Raw genomic sequence first — 16,232 nt, forward strand, 5'->3', positions numbered from 1 at the left:
TACGAAAAAAGAGTTAACTTATGTATAAAAATTAACTACCTAATTTTTAAAAAGATGAGCCTCATTCCTAAAATCCCGACTATCATTGATGCCGATAAAAAAATCTCAGCAATAGAATTTCTTCAGTATTTTGTTTTAATAACATTGGTGTTGTATTTTGGAAAACTAATTTTTATCCCTCTTTCTTTTGCTCTTCTTATTAGTTTTATACTTTATCCTGTTTGTCGATGGTTTGAAAAAAAAGGAATCAGTCCTACAATTGCAATTGGCATCTCATTATTAATGGTGTTTCTATTAATGATAAGCATCCTAAGCTTACTTATTTTCCAAATTAAAGAATTTGCTTTAGAATGGGAACCTTTTAAGACTAAATTGCTGGAAGCCATTAATCAAATTAGTATTTTCATTTCGCAATATTTTAATATTACAAATACTGAACAAATTTCTTTTTTTGAAAACCTGATAAACCATTCCGAGAATCAGGTTTTGGCTATTTTAGAATCTTCATTTTATTCTTTTTCCCACACTCTTTATTACGCTATAATCATTCCTGTTTTCACGGCTCTTATTCTTTTTCATCGAAGTATGTTTACAGATGCTTTACTTAATTTTTTCCCTTCAAAACAAAAAGGAAAAATCCTTGAAATCCTTATGGAAACAATAAATGCTTACCATAATTTTATAAAAGGCATGTTGGGCGTTTATCTTATTGTTGGAATTCTCAATAGTATAGGACTTTTAATTATAGGTATCCCACATCCTTTTATGTTTGGATTTATTGCTGCTATTTTAACATTTATTCCTTATGTTGGGATCATGATATCAGCACTTTTGCCAATTGCAATTTCATGGATTACTTTTAATTCTGTTTGGTACCCAATTGGAGTCATAGCTATTTTCTCGATTGTACAAATTTTAGAAGCTTATATCATTTTTCCCTACGTAGTGGGAAATCGTTTAAAAATAAACACCCTTATTATTATCATCATGATTACTTTAGGAGGGATTTTATGGGGTGCTGCGGGAATGATATTGTTTATCCCATTTACAAGTATCATTAAGCTTATTGCTGACCGCACAGAAAGCCTAAAAGCAATTTCTATTTTATTAGGTGATGGTAAACAAAAAAAGGAGAAAACGGCATAAAAAAAGCTTCTGTTTTCAAGAAGCCTTTTAATTACTGTTTAATTTAAAATCAAATCATAAACCTGATTGGCTATTTCTAATTCTTCATTGGTTGGCACCACTAAAATTTTAGTCTTAGAATTTGGTGTATTTATTTCGCGAATGTCACTTGAACGGATATCATTTTTAGTTTCATCTAATTCCAATCCTAAAAACTGCATGTCGGCACATACCGATTTCCTGATATAAGCAGAGTTCTCCCCTATTCCTGCCGTAAAAACAATGGCGTCAATTCCGTTTAAAACTGCCGCATAAGAACCAATGTATTTTTTAATGCGATACACATTCATATCAAGAGCCAACTGACAATTTACATCTCCTTTTTCGGCATTGGCCTGAATATCCCTTAAATCACTATGACCAGTAAGTCCAAGCATTCCGCTTTGTTTTTGCAATACCGTATTTACTTCACTTAATTGATAGCCTAAAGTATTTACCATATAAAAAATGACCGACTGATCGATATCTCCGCTTCTTGTCCCCATTACCAATCCATTCATGGGACCAAATCCCATACTATGATCAATACTTTTTCCGTCTTTTACCGCGGTAATACTACATCCATTTCCTAAATGAATTGTAATTATTTTGCTGCTTTTCTTTAAAAACCCAATTGCTTTTTCCGAAACATATTTATGAGACGTTCCATGAAAACCGTAGGCTCTGATTTTATTTTCGGTCAATAAGTAATTTGGAATTGCATATCGATAAGCCACTTCTGGCATAGTTTGATGAAAAGCAGTATCAAAAACAGCCACTTGTTTAGCCGAAGGAAAAACTTCCTCGGCAACGATTATCCCTTCTAAATTGGCCGGATTATGCAAAGGAGCCAGCTCAAAAAGTTGTTTTATCTTTTCTTTTACTTCATCATCAATCATAACAGTATCCGAAAAACTAGCTCCACCATGAACAACTCTATGACCTACAGCTTCAATTTCCTGCGTACTTTTAATTACACCAATAGTTTCATCCAATAATAATTGAGAAATTTTCTCCAATCCTATTTTATGATTGGCAATTGGCAAAATTTCTTCTATAGAATCTTTATTTGTTTTATACGTAAAATTAGAAGTCTCTAAACCTATCCTGTCAATCATCCCGCTACAAATCACTTCTTTTGAAGGCATATCAATTAATTGATATTTTATAGAAGAACTTCCTGAATTTATAATAACTATTTTCATTTTACAATCCTTGTGCTTGAATCGCCGTAATCACGACTGTGTTAATAATATCATCTACGGTACAACCACGACTCAAATCGTTTACCGGCTTGTTTAAACCTTGCAACATTGGCCCAATGGCCAAAGCTCCCGTTTCTCTCTGAACTGCTTTATAAGTATTGTTTCCTGTATTCAAATCCGGAAAAATAAGCACGCTCGCCTGCCCTGCCACTTCTGAGTTTGGCATTTTGCTTTGACCCACTTCCATATCAACAGCCGCATCATACTGAATAGGCCCTTCTATTTTTAAATCGGGACGTTTTTTCTTTACAATTTCAGTTGCTGTTCGCACTTTTTCTACTTCATCCCCTTTTCCTGACGAACCCGAAGAATAAGACAACATAGCCACTTTAGGTTCTATTCCGAAAGCCATACTAGAATCGGCAGAAGAAATCGCAATTTCGGCCAATTGTTCAGCAGTAGGATTCGGATTAATGGCACAGTCCCCAAAAATAGAAACTCTGTCTTCTAAACACATGAAAAATATAGAAGAAACCACACTCGAATTAGGCTTGGTTTTAATAAACTGCAAAGCTGGTAAAATAGTATGCTGTGTGGTATGTGCCGCACCGGAAACCATTCCGTCCGCATGACCTTTGTACACCATCATTGTTCCAAAATAAGACACATCTTCCATTAAATCTTTGGCCATAGCCATAGAAACATTCTTGTTTTTTCGAAGCTCATAATACGTATTTACATAATCATCATAATAAGGCGATACTATAGGATTAATAATATTCACTTTCGAAAAATCAAAAGCTATTCCTAATTCGGCTACTTTATTTTCTATTTGTTTTTTGTTTCCAATGATAGAAATATCTACCACATCCATCGCTAATAATCGGGAGGTCGCAATAATTATTCTATCGTCATTTCCTTCCGGCAGGACAACGTGTTTTCGGTGTTGTTTGGCTCTTTTTACCAAATTGTACTGAAACATTTTTGGCGTCATTCCTTCTGCTTCAAACGCACTTAATTTATCCGACAGTTCATCTAAATCAACGTACTTTTCAAAGGTGCTTATTGAGGTTTCTATTTTATGAATATTCTCGGCATAAATCTTAGATTGTATAGAACCTATTTTGTTGGTTATTCGGTATGTACCACCTTCAACTGCAATAATTGGCACAACACTGTTTAACCCTTCAATTAACTTCAAAATACTGTCTTCAGGAAGTATATTCCCCGTTAAAATAATTCCCGAAACCGTCGGGTAATTCACCGATTCATTGGCCTGTAAAGCTCCCAAAATAATATCGGCTCTATCTCCCGGAGTAATGACCAACGCATTCTCTTTTAGATGCAATAAATAATTTCGCAATTGCATAGCACCTACACTAAAACTACCTACTTCATTATTAATAAACTCCTTACCAAAAAGAATCTTAGCATCCAATTCCTCAACTATTTCTTTAACCGTAGGATTGTTTAAACTTGAGATGACAGGAATAGCACTCACCAAAACTTCTTTGGGTAAAACACTTCGCAAACCATCCTCTGCTAATTTTAAGTTTTCGGGTTGGATTTTATTGGCAATAAAAGCCAACACTTCAACTTCTTTATTTTTAAAAGAATCATAAGCAAGATATTCTCCATCCAAAAATTCTTCGAGAGTTTTCCCAACACCTGAACCAACAATTATGGTTGGAATACCTAAATTCTTAGCAATAAGAACATTCATATCTAACTCGATTGCTGTTCCTTCACCACTAAAACTGGTTCCTTCAACCAATACAAAATCAAAACGCTCTTCTAAATGTTTGAATTTTTCGATAATCAAATCTAAAACATCGCCTATTTTACCTTTATTCTTTTTCTTGATTAATTGACTCTTGGTAATGGCAAAAGCATCTTCAAAACGAATATCCAAACCAAAATGAGATATTACCGTTTCGATATGATTGTCTAATTTTCCATCCTCAAAATCTTCAATAATAGGCCTAAAATAGCCTACTTTGGCAGTTTTACCAATAAGCATACTCATTAATCCAAGCGTAATAATCGATTTCCCGCTATTACTTTCTGAAGTTGCGATATAAATGGCTTTGTTCATTTTATAAATATTTAAACTTATTTTATTAATTCAATTCTTTTGGCAATTCTACCAACACACAACCGATAATTATTCTCAAAACCATCTTCTCTTTTTAAAATAAAGAACCATCAGGATTACTATTAAAAACATTATACCAATTACAGTATAATACCCATTTTGATATCTTAATTCAGGCATATAATCAAAATTCATCCCATAGACACCTACAATAAACGTTAACGGAATAAATATAGCAGACACTATCGTAAGCGTTTTCATAATCTCATTCATCTTATGCGATTGAGAAGAAAAAAAGAAATTTGAAGCTCCTTCAAGCATTCCCAAATCTGATTCAATTTGTTCCAAAAGCTCTAAACTTTTTTGATGCAATCTTGAAAAATAAACATAAGAATCCATCTGAATCACATTACAAACAACATCTTCTTTTAATGTTTTAATACCGTACAATGAATCCCTTAGTGGAATAATAGAGCGTTTTAAAAAACTTAAATTATCCCTGTGTTTTTCAATTCGTATTAAAACATCAGGATTAGTACTTGTTTTTGACAAATCAATCAACTCCTCTACCTTATCTTCTTCATTTTCGATAGTAATATAAAAATTCTCCATAACGGCCTCTAGAAGCAGAGAAAGCAAATAATCAGCTTTTTTAGTTCTCACAACTCCCGAATGAGTGCGTATCCTTTCCCTGATATGCGAAAAAAAATCACTACTCTTTTCCTGAAAAGAAATCAAAATCTCATCTTTTATAAAAAAACTAATCTGTTCTGAACTGATATTATCTGAGTTCTCCGTTGGTAATATCGACTTTATATTAAAAAACAAACTACTGGCCGATTCTTCCATTTTTGTCCTTCTTGAAGTATTTAAAATATCCGAAAGCAGATAACTATCAATACTAAAAAAATCCCCAATTCCCTCCACTGTATTAATATCACTCAAACCATGTAAATTAAGCCAGTTTGTTTTTGTATTGTCGATACATTCCCTAAAATCTGAAATAGCTAAATCCTGGTATTCTGTAAAATCCAAATCGTCATACACAAACAACTGCATTTTTGACTCCAGCTTCTTGTGTTTTCCCGTATATACTAACTGATTCAAATGTACTTTTCTAGCCTTTTTATATTTTATTTTTCTCATAAAGAAATCATTTAACAGTAATATTACAAAAAACTTTTGGCAAAAAAGTACAACTTAACAATTTAAAAACACAGATTAACTCTGACAAAAGTAAATTGAAATAGTTTTTTCTTTTATGAGATAAATCATGTTTTGGAAATAATTTAAACAAACAAACCCGAGAGGTTTTTGAACCTGTCGGGTTTAATAAACAAAAAAACCGAGCCATTTCTAGCCCGGTTTTATCTTAATACTCAGTACTAATTAAGTAATACTAAATTATTTTACTTCTTCGTAATCTACGTCTTGAACGTTATCACCTTCAGCTTGTGGCTCAGCAGCAGCTTGACCTTGCTCTCCTTGAGCGTACATAGCTTCAGTAGCAGTTTTCCAAGCAGCATTTACATTATCTAAACCTTTTTGAATAGCAGCAATATCTTGAGATTGGTGCGCCATTCTAAGTTCAGTTAAAGCAAATTCGATAGCTGTTTTGTTCTCATCTGAAATTTTATCTCCCAATTCTTTCAATTGACTTTCAGTTTGGAAAATAGTACTATCAGCTTCGTTTAATTTTTCAGCTCTTTCTTTTGCAGCTTTGTCAGCATCAGCATTCGCTTCTGCATCTTTTTTCATTTGTTCGATTTCTTCAGCTGTTAAACCAGAAGAAGCTTCGATACGGATATCGTGAGATTTTCCAGTTCCTTTATCAGTAGCAGAAACTTTGATGATACCATTAGCATCGATATCGAAAGAAACTTCGATTTGAGGAACTCCTCTTGGTGCTGGTGGAATACCGTCTAAGTGGAAACGACCGATAGTTTTGTTATCTGCAGCCATTGCTCTAGCTCCTTGTAATACATGAATTTCAACAGATGGTTGAGAATCAGCAGCAGTAGAGAATACTTGAGATTTTTTAGTTGGGATAGTAGTATTAGCTTCGATAAGAACAGTCATTACACCACCCATTGTTTCGATACCTAAAGATAATGGAGTAACGTCAAGTAACAATACATCTTTTACATCTCCAGAAAGTACACCACCTTGGATAGCAGCTCCAATAGCTACAACCTCATCAGGGTTAACTCCTTTAGAAGCTTTTTTACCGAAGAATTTCTCAACTTCTTCAACTATTCTTGGGATACGAGTAGAACCTCCTACTAAGATTACTTCGTCGATATCAGAAACTGATAAACCAGCATCTTTTAACGCTTTAGCAACTGGTGCCATAGAACGTTTTACTAAAGAATCAGCTAATTGCTCAAATTTAGAACGAGATAATTTTTTAACTAAGTGTTTTGGTCCTGAAGCCGTAGCAGTTACGTATGGTAAGTTGATTTCAGTTTCAGCAGAAGCAGATAATTCAATCTTAGCTTTCTCAGCAGCTTCTTTAATACGTTGTAAAGACATTGGGTCTAAACGCAAGTCAACACCTTCTTCAGCTTTGAATTCGTCAGCTAACCAGTCAATGATGACCTGATCAAAATCGTCTCCTCCTAAGTGAGTATCTCCATTAGTAGATAATACTTCGAAAACTCCGTCTCCTAATTCAAGAACAGAAATATCAAAAGTACCTCCTCCTAAATCGTAAACAGCAATTTTTTGATCAGTTCCTTTTTTATCTAATCCGTAAGCTAATGCAGCTGCAGTTGGCTCATTGATGATACGCATAACTTTAAGACCAGCAATTTCACCAGCTTCTTTAGTAGCTTGACGTTGTGCATCGTTAAAGTAAGCAGGAACAGTAATAACTGCTTCAGTAACTGTCTGACCTAAATAGTCTTCAGCAGTTTTTTTCATTTTTTGAAGTGTCATAGCTGACAATTCTTGAGCAGTGTACAAACGACCGTCAATATCCACACGTGGCGTATTGTTGTCACCTTTTACAACACTGTAAGGAACTCTTTTTGCTTCTTCAGTAATTTCAGCAAATGAATGTCCCATAAAACGTTTGATAGAAGCAATAGTCTTAGTTGGATTAGTTACTGCTTGTCTTTTTGCAGGATCACCCACTTTAATTTCTCCACCTTCTACAAAAGCGATGATAGATGGCGTTGTTCTTTTCCCTTCTGCGTTAGGAATAACAACTGCTTCACTACCTTCCATTACAGAAACACAAGAGTTGGTCGTACCTAAATCAATTCCGATTATTTTACCCATTTTTAATATATTTAATTTTTATTATATACTCGATTTAATAACTCAACGTGCTTAAGTCAATCTTTGTGCCAATATTAAAGCTCCCTATAAATTGTCATAAAATGTTAAAGCTGTCGCAAAACAACTGACAAGATGGCATTTTAAGCTAACTGACAGACTTGCAAAAAGCAGAAACAATACTGTCATAGTCATAACAAATACTAAGAACAAGAAGCTATTTCCCGCTCTCCGCCAAATTACATCAGAAGTATTGGTATAATTTGATTTTAACCTATATTTGAAAACCTAAAATTTAAAATATGTTTACCATAGATCAAATCAAAGCAGCACATGAAAAAGTAAAATCGGGTGCTGATTTCCCCAATTACATTCAGGACTTAATAAATCTAGGCGTAAAAGGTTACGATACTATCGTTACTGATGGTCGCGTTTCTTATTATGGAGATAACGACTTTACCGCAAGTACAGATAAAAAATACGACGCACTCCCAATTGCCTCTGTGACAAACAAAGAACGTTTTATTGAATTTCTGGTAATGCACCAGGACGGTCAAACCGACTATTATACTTTTTGCCAACATGCAGCCCAATGTGGTATTGCCAAATGGCGGGTAGACATCATCGAAATGACTTGTACCTATTATGATAATGCCGAAAATCCTATCCTAATAGAGAAAATTCCGGAATAACACAGCTATCCTGTTAAAACCAAAAAACCAACCATGAAAAAAATTTTCATCACTATTTTTGCGATATGGAATTGCAGCACTTATGCGCAAACTCATTCGATAAAAAACTCCCCTAAACTCAGTGAAGCTGCTCCTGAAAGTGTAGGCATCTCCAGCGAACGATTGGCGCGAATTGACAATATGCTCAACAAAGCCGTCGCCGATTCGGAAATTCCGGGAGCTATAGCCTTAGTAGCCCGAAAAGGAAAAATTGTGTATTTTAAAGCTTTTGGAATGGCTGACAATGCTACTTCAAAAACCTTAAAAACCGACGCCATTTTCAGAATTGCATCACAAACCAAAGCCATAACCACTACAGCCGTAATGATGCTATGGGAAGAAGGAAAATTCAAACTCGACGACCCTATTTCAAAATACATCCCTGAATTTAAAAACGCCCAAGTTTTAGACTCTGTGTATCCGGATGGAAAATACACTACTAAACCAGCGAAAAGAGAAATTACCATTCGCGATTTAATTACACACACTTCCGGAATTGGTTACGGCCAAATTGATAGCGATTCTCGTTTCAAAAAAATCTATCAAGACGCTGGCATAACCGATTTGTTTACAACCGATAAAATCACCATTGCCGAAAGTGTCAAAAAACTGGCAAAACTGCCATTGCATCACAATCCGGGAGAGAAATTCACTTATAGCGAAGGTTTGGATGTCATTGGCTACTTTATCGAAATCATGTCAGGCATGCCTATGGACGAGTTTTACAGAAGCCGTATTTTTGAACCATTGGGAATGAATGATACTTATTTCTATTTGCCGGAATCAAAATACAACCGATTAGTAAGTGTTCAAACCAAAGAAAATGGCAATTGGATTCCGTTTCCAAATACTTTCTACGATACTAATTATCCAAAATCAGGAGCTAAAAGCTTTTTCTCTGGGGGTGCCGGACTTTCCAGCACTGCTAAAGACTATGCTACTTTCCTGCAAATGTTCCTGAATAAAGGTGAACTAAATGGAATTCGATTATTAAGCAGAACAACTGTCCAATTTATGTTAGCAAACCAAATTGGTGATGTTTGGGGTAAAAGTGATGCCTACCATGGTTTAGGATTTAGAGTTTTAACCCAAATGGGCGAAGATTTGGGCGGTCAAGGCAGTGCAGGAACTTTCAATTGGGGCGGTTATTTCAATACGCAATATTTTGCCGACCCTAAAGAGGAACTGATTGGTATTATCTTAAAACAAACCCAAAAAACGAGTGACAATACAGGCTGGAAATTCCAACTTTTGGCTGAACAAGCTATTGATGATTAATCCATTCGAAAAAACACAGCGGTTTCAACCGTAAGAAACTGCTGTGTTTTCTTCTTTATCAAAAGGAATAAAATCAGTCGAAACAGGATTACAATCTACTTTCATAAAAGTACAATTCACTTCTCCAAAAAAACTAGCCACAGCTACTTCGCTGGCATCTTTACCATTGGCTATTTTTACCAATCCATTGGAAACACTTAATTTAGTTGGATCAAAAAACAGCCACTTCCCTCCCACATACGCTTCAAAACAAGTATGAAGATCAGGTGGATTCAACGCATAAGCATAACCCGTAAAATAACGTGCCGGTATGTCCAAAGCACGACATAAAGCAATTGCAAGATGAGCAAAATCTTTACAAACACCTTCTTTTAAAGCCAAAACATCACAAGCGGATCTGCTGGAATCACTTGTTCCCGCTTTGTAAGCTATAGTACTAAAAACCCATTCGTTTATTGCTTTTACTTTATTAAATTCATTCGGTAAATGTCCAAATTGCTGATGAGCAAAATCTAATAATTTATCCGATTCACAATACCTGCTTGGTGAAATAAAAGGCAATACTTCATTATCTAAATCAATAATGGGAACAGATTGTAACATCTTTTCAGCAGCGATTACCTGGTGTAAAACGTCAACTTCAGCTTCATAAGTAAGCGAAAAATTAATTCCTTTTACTACCTCCATTTTAATAAAACGAGTAGCTGAGTTTTGCAATACAAATTCTTCGTATTTAATTTCTGGAGTAATCGTAAGAGATTCCGAAATAATTACTTGAGTTGGCGAATTGACAACCTGAATATTAAAAATAAAGGTCGTTGTCGAAAAAACTTCATAGGATAAAAAACTGTTCACTTTGAATCTCATCTTGTAAAGATATTAATTATCAGCTTGATAGTACAACAAAAAATAAACTCTATACAATCGGATTTTAGCAAAAAACTATAAAGAGTCCTTTTCTTTCTTTTTGGCTTATTTTTTTTAAATTTACGAGAACATTCATTTTTTGAAAACATTCTCAACTTCGTTCGAATTGACATTATATTCAGCTAAAACAAAATTAAAAACAGTATATGACCTCTTTCAGTAAACACATAACTTTTCGCTGGGCTGATTTAGACCCTAATTTCCATGTTCGTCATAGCGTATATTACGATTGTGCCGCACAACACCGAATGGAAATCTTAGACAGTCTTGGTTTAAATTTAAAAGTTTTCCAAAAACAGCATTTTGGTCCCGTTCTCTTTAGGGAAGAATGTATCTTTAGAAAAGAAATTACACAAAGTGATTCGGTTTACATCCATACCCGGGTAGCCAAAATGAGAGCCGATGCCTCTCGTTGGTCTATTTCTCATGAATTTCGTACCGAAGATAATTTGCTTTGTGCCACTTTAACGGTGGATGGTGCCTGGATGGATACCAAATTACGCAAATTAATAGATCCTGTTCCTGAAGTTGCAGTAAAGGCTTTAGCCAGTATTCCCAAAAGTGAGGATTTTATCGAATCCTAATCAATGGGTAAAGTAGTAATAGTAAATTCAACTACAATAAACTTTAAACAATAAAACCAAACAGCAATATGCAAACTAAAATAGGAATTGTTTTATCCGGCGGAGGTGCCAGAGGCATTGGGCACTTAGGTGTTTTAAAAGCCTTGGAGGAATTCGGTATTGTTCCTACCCATATTTCAGGCACCAGTGCGGGAGCGATAGCAGGTGCTTTTTATGCAGCAGGCTATAGTGTAAGCGAAATTTTGAGCATCTTGAAAAAGGGACAAATCTTTAGTTTTTCTAATCTATTAATGAAAAGACAGGGGTTGTTTGCCATGAAAGGTTTTCATGATATTTATCTTGAATGTTTCCCAAATAACAGTTTTGAGGATTTAAAAATCCCACTTTATATAGCGGCTACCGATATTCTAAAAGGTGAATTGGTTTATTTTTCGTCCGGAAATTTATCTCAGATTTTAATGGCTTCCTCCTGTATGCCGCTATTATTTCAACCGGTAAACTACAACAATACCCTGTATGTTGACGGCGGAGTCATTAACAACTTCCCTATCGAACCTTTGATGGGACAATGTGATGTCATTATTGGCAGCTATGTCAATTCTATCAAAAAAGAAGTCGAGAAAGTAAGTATAAATAACATTCTGGATCGCTGTTTTCATTTGGCAATGAAAAGTTCGGTTGAGATAAAAACCCATAGTTGTAATTTGTACTTTGAACCGCCTAATATGAGTCAGTACAGTCTTTATAATTTAAAAAATGCCGATGAGATTTTCGAATACAGCTATCAATATGCACTTACTTTAGAAGATCAGATAAAAGCGCTCGATATTCAGTTATAGATAATTAAAGCCTGAATTTCATAATGCTGTTTTTTAAACCACATAAGTCATATAAGTTTTTGTTTTATCCTTTTCTTTTTTACGGTTTTATAAATTAGACTATACAAGTAAAGGTTGGATGTACTAATTTAGCTTACAGTGTTAGTTAAGACTAAAATCTTAATTTTAACACATGAAACAAGAAAGAAAAATTTACGATGCAGCCTTTAAGGTTAAAGCTGTAGAATTAAGTAACGAAAGAAGCAATTTGTCAGAGTTAGCCAGAGAACTTGGAATAAAAGTTTCTTTACTTTATAAATGGCGCAAAGATTACCAAGAATATGGTGAAGGCAGTTTCCCTGGAAAAGGAAATTTAAAATTGACACCTGAACAGGAACGTATTCACGAATTGGAGAAAAAATTGAAAGATGCAGAAATGGAACGTGATATATTAAAAAAAGCAATCAGCATTTTCTCCAAGAGCGGTCGATGAAATACAGGTTCATTAAGAACCATGAAAGCCAGTTTACGATTGAGAAAATGTGTTTGATTTTAAAAATCAGTTCAAGTGGCTATTATAAATGGAAAAGCAGGGTTGTTTCAGAAAGACTACTAAAAAAGAATATGCTGAAAGAAAAAATAAAAGCTCTTTATTTTGAATTTAAGCAACGTTATGGTAGTCCAAGAATAACATCTGAGCTACATGCTTTAGGATATCGAATATCACGATTTACTGTCGCAAAATACATGAGACAACTTGGCTTACGGAGTAAAGTAAGTAAGAAATTTAAAGTTACAACCAATTCAAAACATAATTATCTAATTGTTGATAATGTGCTCAATAGAAACTTTATGGTAACTAAACCTTCAGAAGTATGGGTGTCCGATATTACCTATATTCAAACAAAAGAAGGTTTTTTGTATTTAACAACTGTAATTGATTTATATGACCGAAAATTAATTGGCTGGAGTTTGAGCAATACAATGAGCACGAATGACACATCACTAGCTGCTTGGCGAATGGCAATAAAAAACAGAGCTATCAAAAAAGGATTAATATTTCATTCCGATCAAGGTGTACAATATGCTACTAAGAGATTTGCTAATACTATTAAGTCTTATGGAGTAATCCGGAGTATGAGTAGAAAAGGGAATTGCTGGGATAATGCAGTGGCTGAAAGTTTCTTTAAATCTCTCAAAACAGAACTTATCTACGGAAATAAGTTACTATCAAAAGAACAAATGAAACTTGAAATATTTGAATATATTGAAATATGGTACAACAGAAAAAGAAGACATCGTGCTTTGAATTATAAAACAATAGAGGAGTTCAATTATCAAAACGATATTTACAAAAATGTAGCTTAACTTAAACTGTAATTTTTATTTGCATATCCAGGTGTATTTTTATAAGACAATAAATCTTAATATGCTATTTTTTAAATCTGTAGTCTGTATTCTTTATTCTATTCTCTATTTTCCGCTTCCTGTCTTCTAACTTCTCCTTATATTTTCTTTTATTATCTTTACAGCCAATAAAAACAGACCCTTTTTCATGACTACTGCATCTCATTGGAACATTTTATTGTCCAATCAAATCAATAAAAAAAACTTTATAGAAAATATCCTTTCAGGGAATGCCGTTGGCGAATTAGCAGCTTTTAACGACTTAAAAGGAATTCTTTTTTCCGATTTGGCTATTGATATTTTTATCCAAAAAGAATTTCAATACCTCGAATTGATTACTGTAGGCGCAGATTCGCATAGAAAATTAAGCACTTTCTCTTCGGGACAGCGTAAAAAGAAGTTTCTTCAATATTGTATCGACCAAAAACCTGATTTTATTATTTTTGATAATCCAATGGATCATTTGGATCAGGCTTCCCGAATTGAATTAGCAGAGTCAATGAAAATAATGGCTACTGAAATTAAGATTATCCAGCTTATCAACCGCCATGCCGATTTGCTACCTTTTATTTCGAATAACAGACAAATTAATTCCGACTCTTTTGTACTGGAAAACATTAGCCACGAGGCACACGAAAATAAAATTATAACTCAATCCGGGATTCCGCATCCGGCACAGGCCATCGAATACAAACAAAAAGTATTGATTCAGATGAATAATGTATGTGTTAGCTACGAAGAACGGCCTATTGTGAAAAACATCAACTGGACGATTCAACAAGGTGAATTCTGGCAATTGATTGGCCCTAACGGTTCCGGAAAAAGCACCCTTTTATCGCTAATTAATGGTGACAGTCCTAAGGGTTACGGACAGGATTTACATCTTTTTGGAAGAAAAAAAGGAAGCGGTGAAAGCGTATGGGAGATTAAAAAAAATATTGGTTATTTTGCAACTAATATGACCAGTTTGTTCACAAGAAATCACACACTGGAACAAATGATTTTATCCGGATTCTTTGACTCTATTGGATTGTACGACCTGCCTACTACTTTGCAGAAAAACATTGCCGATCAATGGCTGGAATTAATAGGCATGAAACACCTTAAAAATCAAATGTTCAAACGCCTTTCAGTAGGACAACAAAGGCTAGCCATGATTGTACGTTCGGTTTTAAAACATCCGCCTTTAGTTATTTTAGACGAACCTGTTGAAGGCTTAGACGATGAAAATGTAGTCATGGTATGCCAACTCATCAATTTGCTAAAACAGGAATCCAATATGACTATAGTGTATGTTTCGCACCGCATAGAACCTAATTTAGCTCCCAATTCTATTTTTGAATTAATTCCATCCAGTGAAGGTTCTACAGGAGTTGTTAAATAACGTAGTTCAATATCAATCCGATTTATGAAAAAAAAAAGCTATTGAAAAAAAATTCGAGGTTTATTCTATTTTTATAAATCAAATGGACGAAATGAGTTTATATATGAGAAATGATTCTAATATAATCTATGAAATTTCGAATGATTTCGTGACTAAAGTAATTACGGGGAACAAAGAGCTAATTAATAATACTTTGATTAATATGAAATGGATTTCTCTAAAAAAATAAAGCCTAGCTCCAAAACACTACAACAGATTTTATCAATTATCTTAACTCGAAAATGTTTTTCTATCTATTAATATTGATAGTACTTATTTGAAACATACTTATTATCTCTACAAACTAAAAATTCCTATAGAACTTTGATCAAATCCGCCAGAAGCGAACTGTTCATTCCTTTTTTATTGGATAACAATGTCTCAATAAAACCCAATTATTTTTTCGAATAATTAAATTGTTTCTTAAATTTTATCCCATTCAACTAAAATTAACGTTTACTTTCTTTTTCTTTCGTTTATTTTCTTTTATATTTGTTTTAACACTAATACAAAAAACAATAAAAAAATATGTTACCCAATCAGCGAAGAGAAAAAATACTCGACCTTTTAAAAGAAGATGGTTTTGCAAAAGTTATCGATTTAGCCCGCTTATTTAAAGTTACCGAAGTCACTATACGTCAGGATCTTGAAAAACTGGAAAGCGAAGATCTTATCATCAAAGAACACGGAGGAGCAAGTATAAAAAACGTTGCCGATCAGGTAAGAAGCTTTTCGCTGATTCGTCAGGAAAACTTGGAACTAAAATCGGCTATTGCCCAAAAATGTCTCGAATTTATCGAAAATGGAGACACCATTATCCTGGATTCCGGTTCCACAACCACCGAAATCGCAAAAAAATTAAAAGGATTCAAAAACTTAACGGTCATTACTAACGCCTTAAACATTGCTTTATTACTTGGCACTGAACAAGATATCGAGGTTATAATGACCGGAGGCGAATTTAAACCACCTACTTTATCATTAACAGGTCAAAAAGCCGCCGATTTCTTCAAAGGCTTAAACGTTCAAAAACTATTTTTAGCCACTGCGGGAATCTCACTAAAATCAGGACTTACCTATCCTAGTATTAGTGATTTAGTGGTAAAAAAAGCCATGATTGACGCTGCCGAAGTTACTTACCTAGTGGCAGACAGCACCAAAATTGGCAAAAGTGCTTTAGCCAGTTTAGGCGCCTTATCCTTAATTGATTACATCATTACCGATAATGGAATTGAAGAAAAACACAAAGAAGTATTTAGAGATAACGAAATTGAAGTTATAGTAGCATAAAAGACAAAACACAAAAAAACATAAAAAAAGC

General features: G+C 34.2%; 13 protein-coding genes. 8 read left to right on the forward strand and 5 right to left on the reverse strand.

Annotated features, from left to right (window positions below; genetic code table 11):
- Nucleotides 1–54: 54 nt before the first annotated feature.
- Complete coding sequence (locus BIW12_RS14820) at nucleotides 55–1,146, forward strand: AI-2E family transporter (protein WP_071185825.1); 1,092 nt, start codon at nucleotides 55–57, stop codon at nucleotides 1,144–1,146.
- 38 nt (nucleotides 1,147–1,184) lie between these two features.
- Here the strand turns inward: BIW12_RS14820 and BIW12_RS14825 are convergent, their stop codons facing one another.
- The 4 genes from BIW12_RS14825 to dnaK form a co-directional block, all read right to left on the reverse strand.
- Nucleotides 1,185–2,369, reverse strand: a complete 1,185-nt coding sequence (locus tag BIW12_RS14825; RefSeq protein WP_071185826.1) for an acetate/propionate family kinase — start codon at nucleotides 2,367–2,369, stop codon at nucleotides 1,185–1,187.
- Between the two features lies 1 nt (nucleotide 2,370).
- A complete protein-coding gene (gene pta, locus BIW12_RS14830; protein WP_071185827.1) occupies nucleotides 2,371–4,464 on the reverse strand; it encodes a phosphate acetyltransferase in 2,094 nt (697 codons plus the stop codon).
- Between the two features lie 75 nt (nucleotides 4,465–4,539).
- Nucleotides 4,540–5,610, reverse strand: a complete 1,071-nt coding sequence (gene corA / locus BIW12_RS14835) for a magnesium/cobalt transporter CorA (RefSeq protein ID WP_071185828.1) — start codon at nucleotides 5,608–5,610, stop codon at nucleotides 4,540–4,542.
- Between the two features lie 258 nt (nucleotides 5,611–5,868).
- Nucleotides 5,869–7,746 carry a molecular chaperone DnaK gene (gene dnaK, locus BIW12_RS14840; RefSeq protein WP_071185829.1) on the reverse strand — a complete coding sequence of 626 codons (1,878 nt, stop codon included), beginning with the start codon at nucleotides 7,744–7,746 and terminating at the stop codon, nucleotides 5,869–5,871.
- Between the two features lie 299 nt (nucleotides 7,747–8,045).
- Here dnaK and BIW12_RS14845 point away from each other — a divergent pair, with 299 nt between their 5' ends.
- Both BIW12_RS14845 and BIW12_RS14850 read left to right on the forward strand, forming a co-directional pair.
- Complete coding sequence (locus tag BIW12_RS14845) at nucleotides 8,046–8,435, forward strand: DUF1398 domain-containing protein (RefSeq protein WP_071185830.1); 390 nt, start codon at nucleotides 8,046–8,048, stop codon at nucleotides 8,433–8,435.
- Nucleotides 8,436–8,468: 33 nt separating this feature from the next.
- The gene (locus BIW12_RS14850; protein WP_071185831.1) at nucleotides 8,469–9,752 is read left to right on the forward strand and encodes a serine hydrolase domain-containing protein; all 1,284 of its coding nucleotides are present in this window, start codon (nucleotides 8,469–8,471) and stop codon (nucleotides 9,750–9,752) included.
- Nucleotides 9,753–9,776: 24 nt separating this feature from the next.
- Here BIW12_RS14850 and BIW12_RS14855 read toward each other — a convergent pair whose 3' ends face one another.
- Nucleotides 9,777–10,619, reverse strand: coding sequence for a transglutaminase-like domain-containing protein (locus tag BIW12_RS14855; protein WP_071185832.1), 843 nt, complete (start codon nucleotides 10,617–10,619; stop codon nucleotides 9,777–9,779).
- A 206-nt stretch (nucleotides 10,620–10,825) separates the two neighbouring features.
- Between BIW12_RS14855 and BIW12_RS14860 the strand changes: the two genes are divergently transcribed.
- The 5 genes from BIW12_RS14860 (at nucleotide 10,826) to BIW12_RS14885 (ending at nucleotide 16,201) form a co-directional block, all read left to right on the forward strand.
- Nucleotides 10,826–11,263 (forward strand): acyl-CoA thioesterase, encoded by a 438-nt coding sequence (locus tag BIW12_RS14860; RefSeq protein ID WP_071185833.1) that lies wholly within the window; start codon nucleotides 10,826–10,828, stop codon nucleotides 11,261–11,263.
- 68 nt (nucleotides 11,264–11,331) lie between these two features.
- Complete coding sequence (locus BIW12_RS16600; protein ID WP_071185834.1) at nucleotides 11,332–12,102, forward strand: patatin-like phospholipase family protein; 771 nt, start codon at nucleotides 11,332–11,334, stop codon at nucleotides 12,100–12,102.
- Between the two features lie 172 nt (nucleotides 12,103–12,274).
- A protein-coding gene (locus BIW12_RS14875; protein ID WP_394332086.1) for an IS3 family transposase occupies nucleotides 12,275–13,449 on the forward strand; the annotation gives its coding sequence in 2 pieces (ribosomal slippage) (nucleotides 12,275–12,533 and nucleotides 12,533–13,449; 1,176 coding nt in all).
- 187 nt (nucleotides 13,450–13,636) lie between these two features.
- Nucleotides 13,637–14,872: an ATP-binding cassette domain-containing protein gene (locus tag BIW12_RS14880; protein WP_071185835.1), complete on the forward strand. Its 1,236-nt coding sequence runs from the start codon at nucleotides 13,637–13,639 to the stop codon at nucleotides 14,870–14,872.
- A 567-nt stretch (nucleotides 14,873–15,439) separates the two neighbouring features.
- Entirely contained in the window at nucleotides 15,440–16,201 is a 762-nt protein-coding gene (locus tag BIW12_RS14885) for a DeoR/GlpR family DNA-binding transcription regulator (RefSeq protein WP_071185836.1), read from the forward strand.
- Nucleotides 16,202–16,232: the final 31 nt, after the last annotated feature.

This window comes from Flavobacterium commune, from assembly GCF_001857965.1.
Lineage (GTDB): Bacteria > Bacteroidota > Bacteroidia > Flavobacteriales > Flavobacteriaceae > Flavobacterium > Flavobacterium commune.

Bases quoted from the DNA above. Each gene is read 5' to 3' on its own strand.
- BIW12_RS14820 (WP_071185825.1), top strand. From the start codon at position 55: ATGAGCCTCATTCCTAAAATCCCGACTATCATTGATGCCGATAAAAAA.
- BIW12_RS14825 (WP_071185826.1), bottom strand. From the start codon at position 2,369: ATGAAAATAGTTATTATAAATTCAGGAAGTTCTTCTATAAAATATCAA.
- pta (WP_071185827.1), bottom strand. From the start codon at position 4,464: ATGAACAAAGCCATTTATATCGCAACTTCAGAAAGTAATAGCGGGAAA.
- corA (WP_071185828.1), bottom strand. From the start codon at position 5,610: ATGAGAAAAATAAAATATAAAAAGGCTAGAAAAGTACATTTGAATCAG.
- dnaK (WP_071185829.1), bottom strand. From the start codon at position 7,746: ATGGGTAAAATAATCGGAATTGATTTAGGTACGACCAACTCTTGTGTT.
- BIW12_RS14845 (WP_071185830.1), top strand. From the start codon at position 8,046: ATGTTTACCATAGATCAAATCAAAGCAGCACATGAAAAAGTAAAATCG.
- BIW12_RS14850 (WP_071185831.1), top strand. From the start codon at position 8,469: ATGAAAAAAATTTTCATCACTATTTTTGCGATATGGAATTGCAGCACT.
- BIW12_RS14855 (WP_071185832.1), bottom strand. From the start codon at position 10,619: ATGAGATTCAAAGTGAACAGTTTTTTATCCTATGAAGTTTTTTCGACA.
- BIW12_RS14860 (WP_071185833.1), top strand. From the start codon at position 10,826: ATGACCTCTTTCAGTAAACACATAACTTTTCGCTGGGCTGATTTAGAC.
- BIW12_RS16600 (WP_071185834.1), top strand. From the start codon at position 11,332: ATGCAAACTAAAATAGGAATTGTTTTATCCGGCGGAGGTGCCAGAGGC.
- BIW12_RS14880 (WP_071185835.1), top strand. From the start codon at position 13,637: ATGACTACTGCATCTCATTGGAACATTTTATTGTCCAATCAAATCAAT.
- BIW12_RS14885 (WP_071185836.1), top strand. From the start codon at position 15,440: ATGTTACCCAATCAGCGAAGAGAAAAAATACTCGACCTTTTAAAAGAA.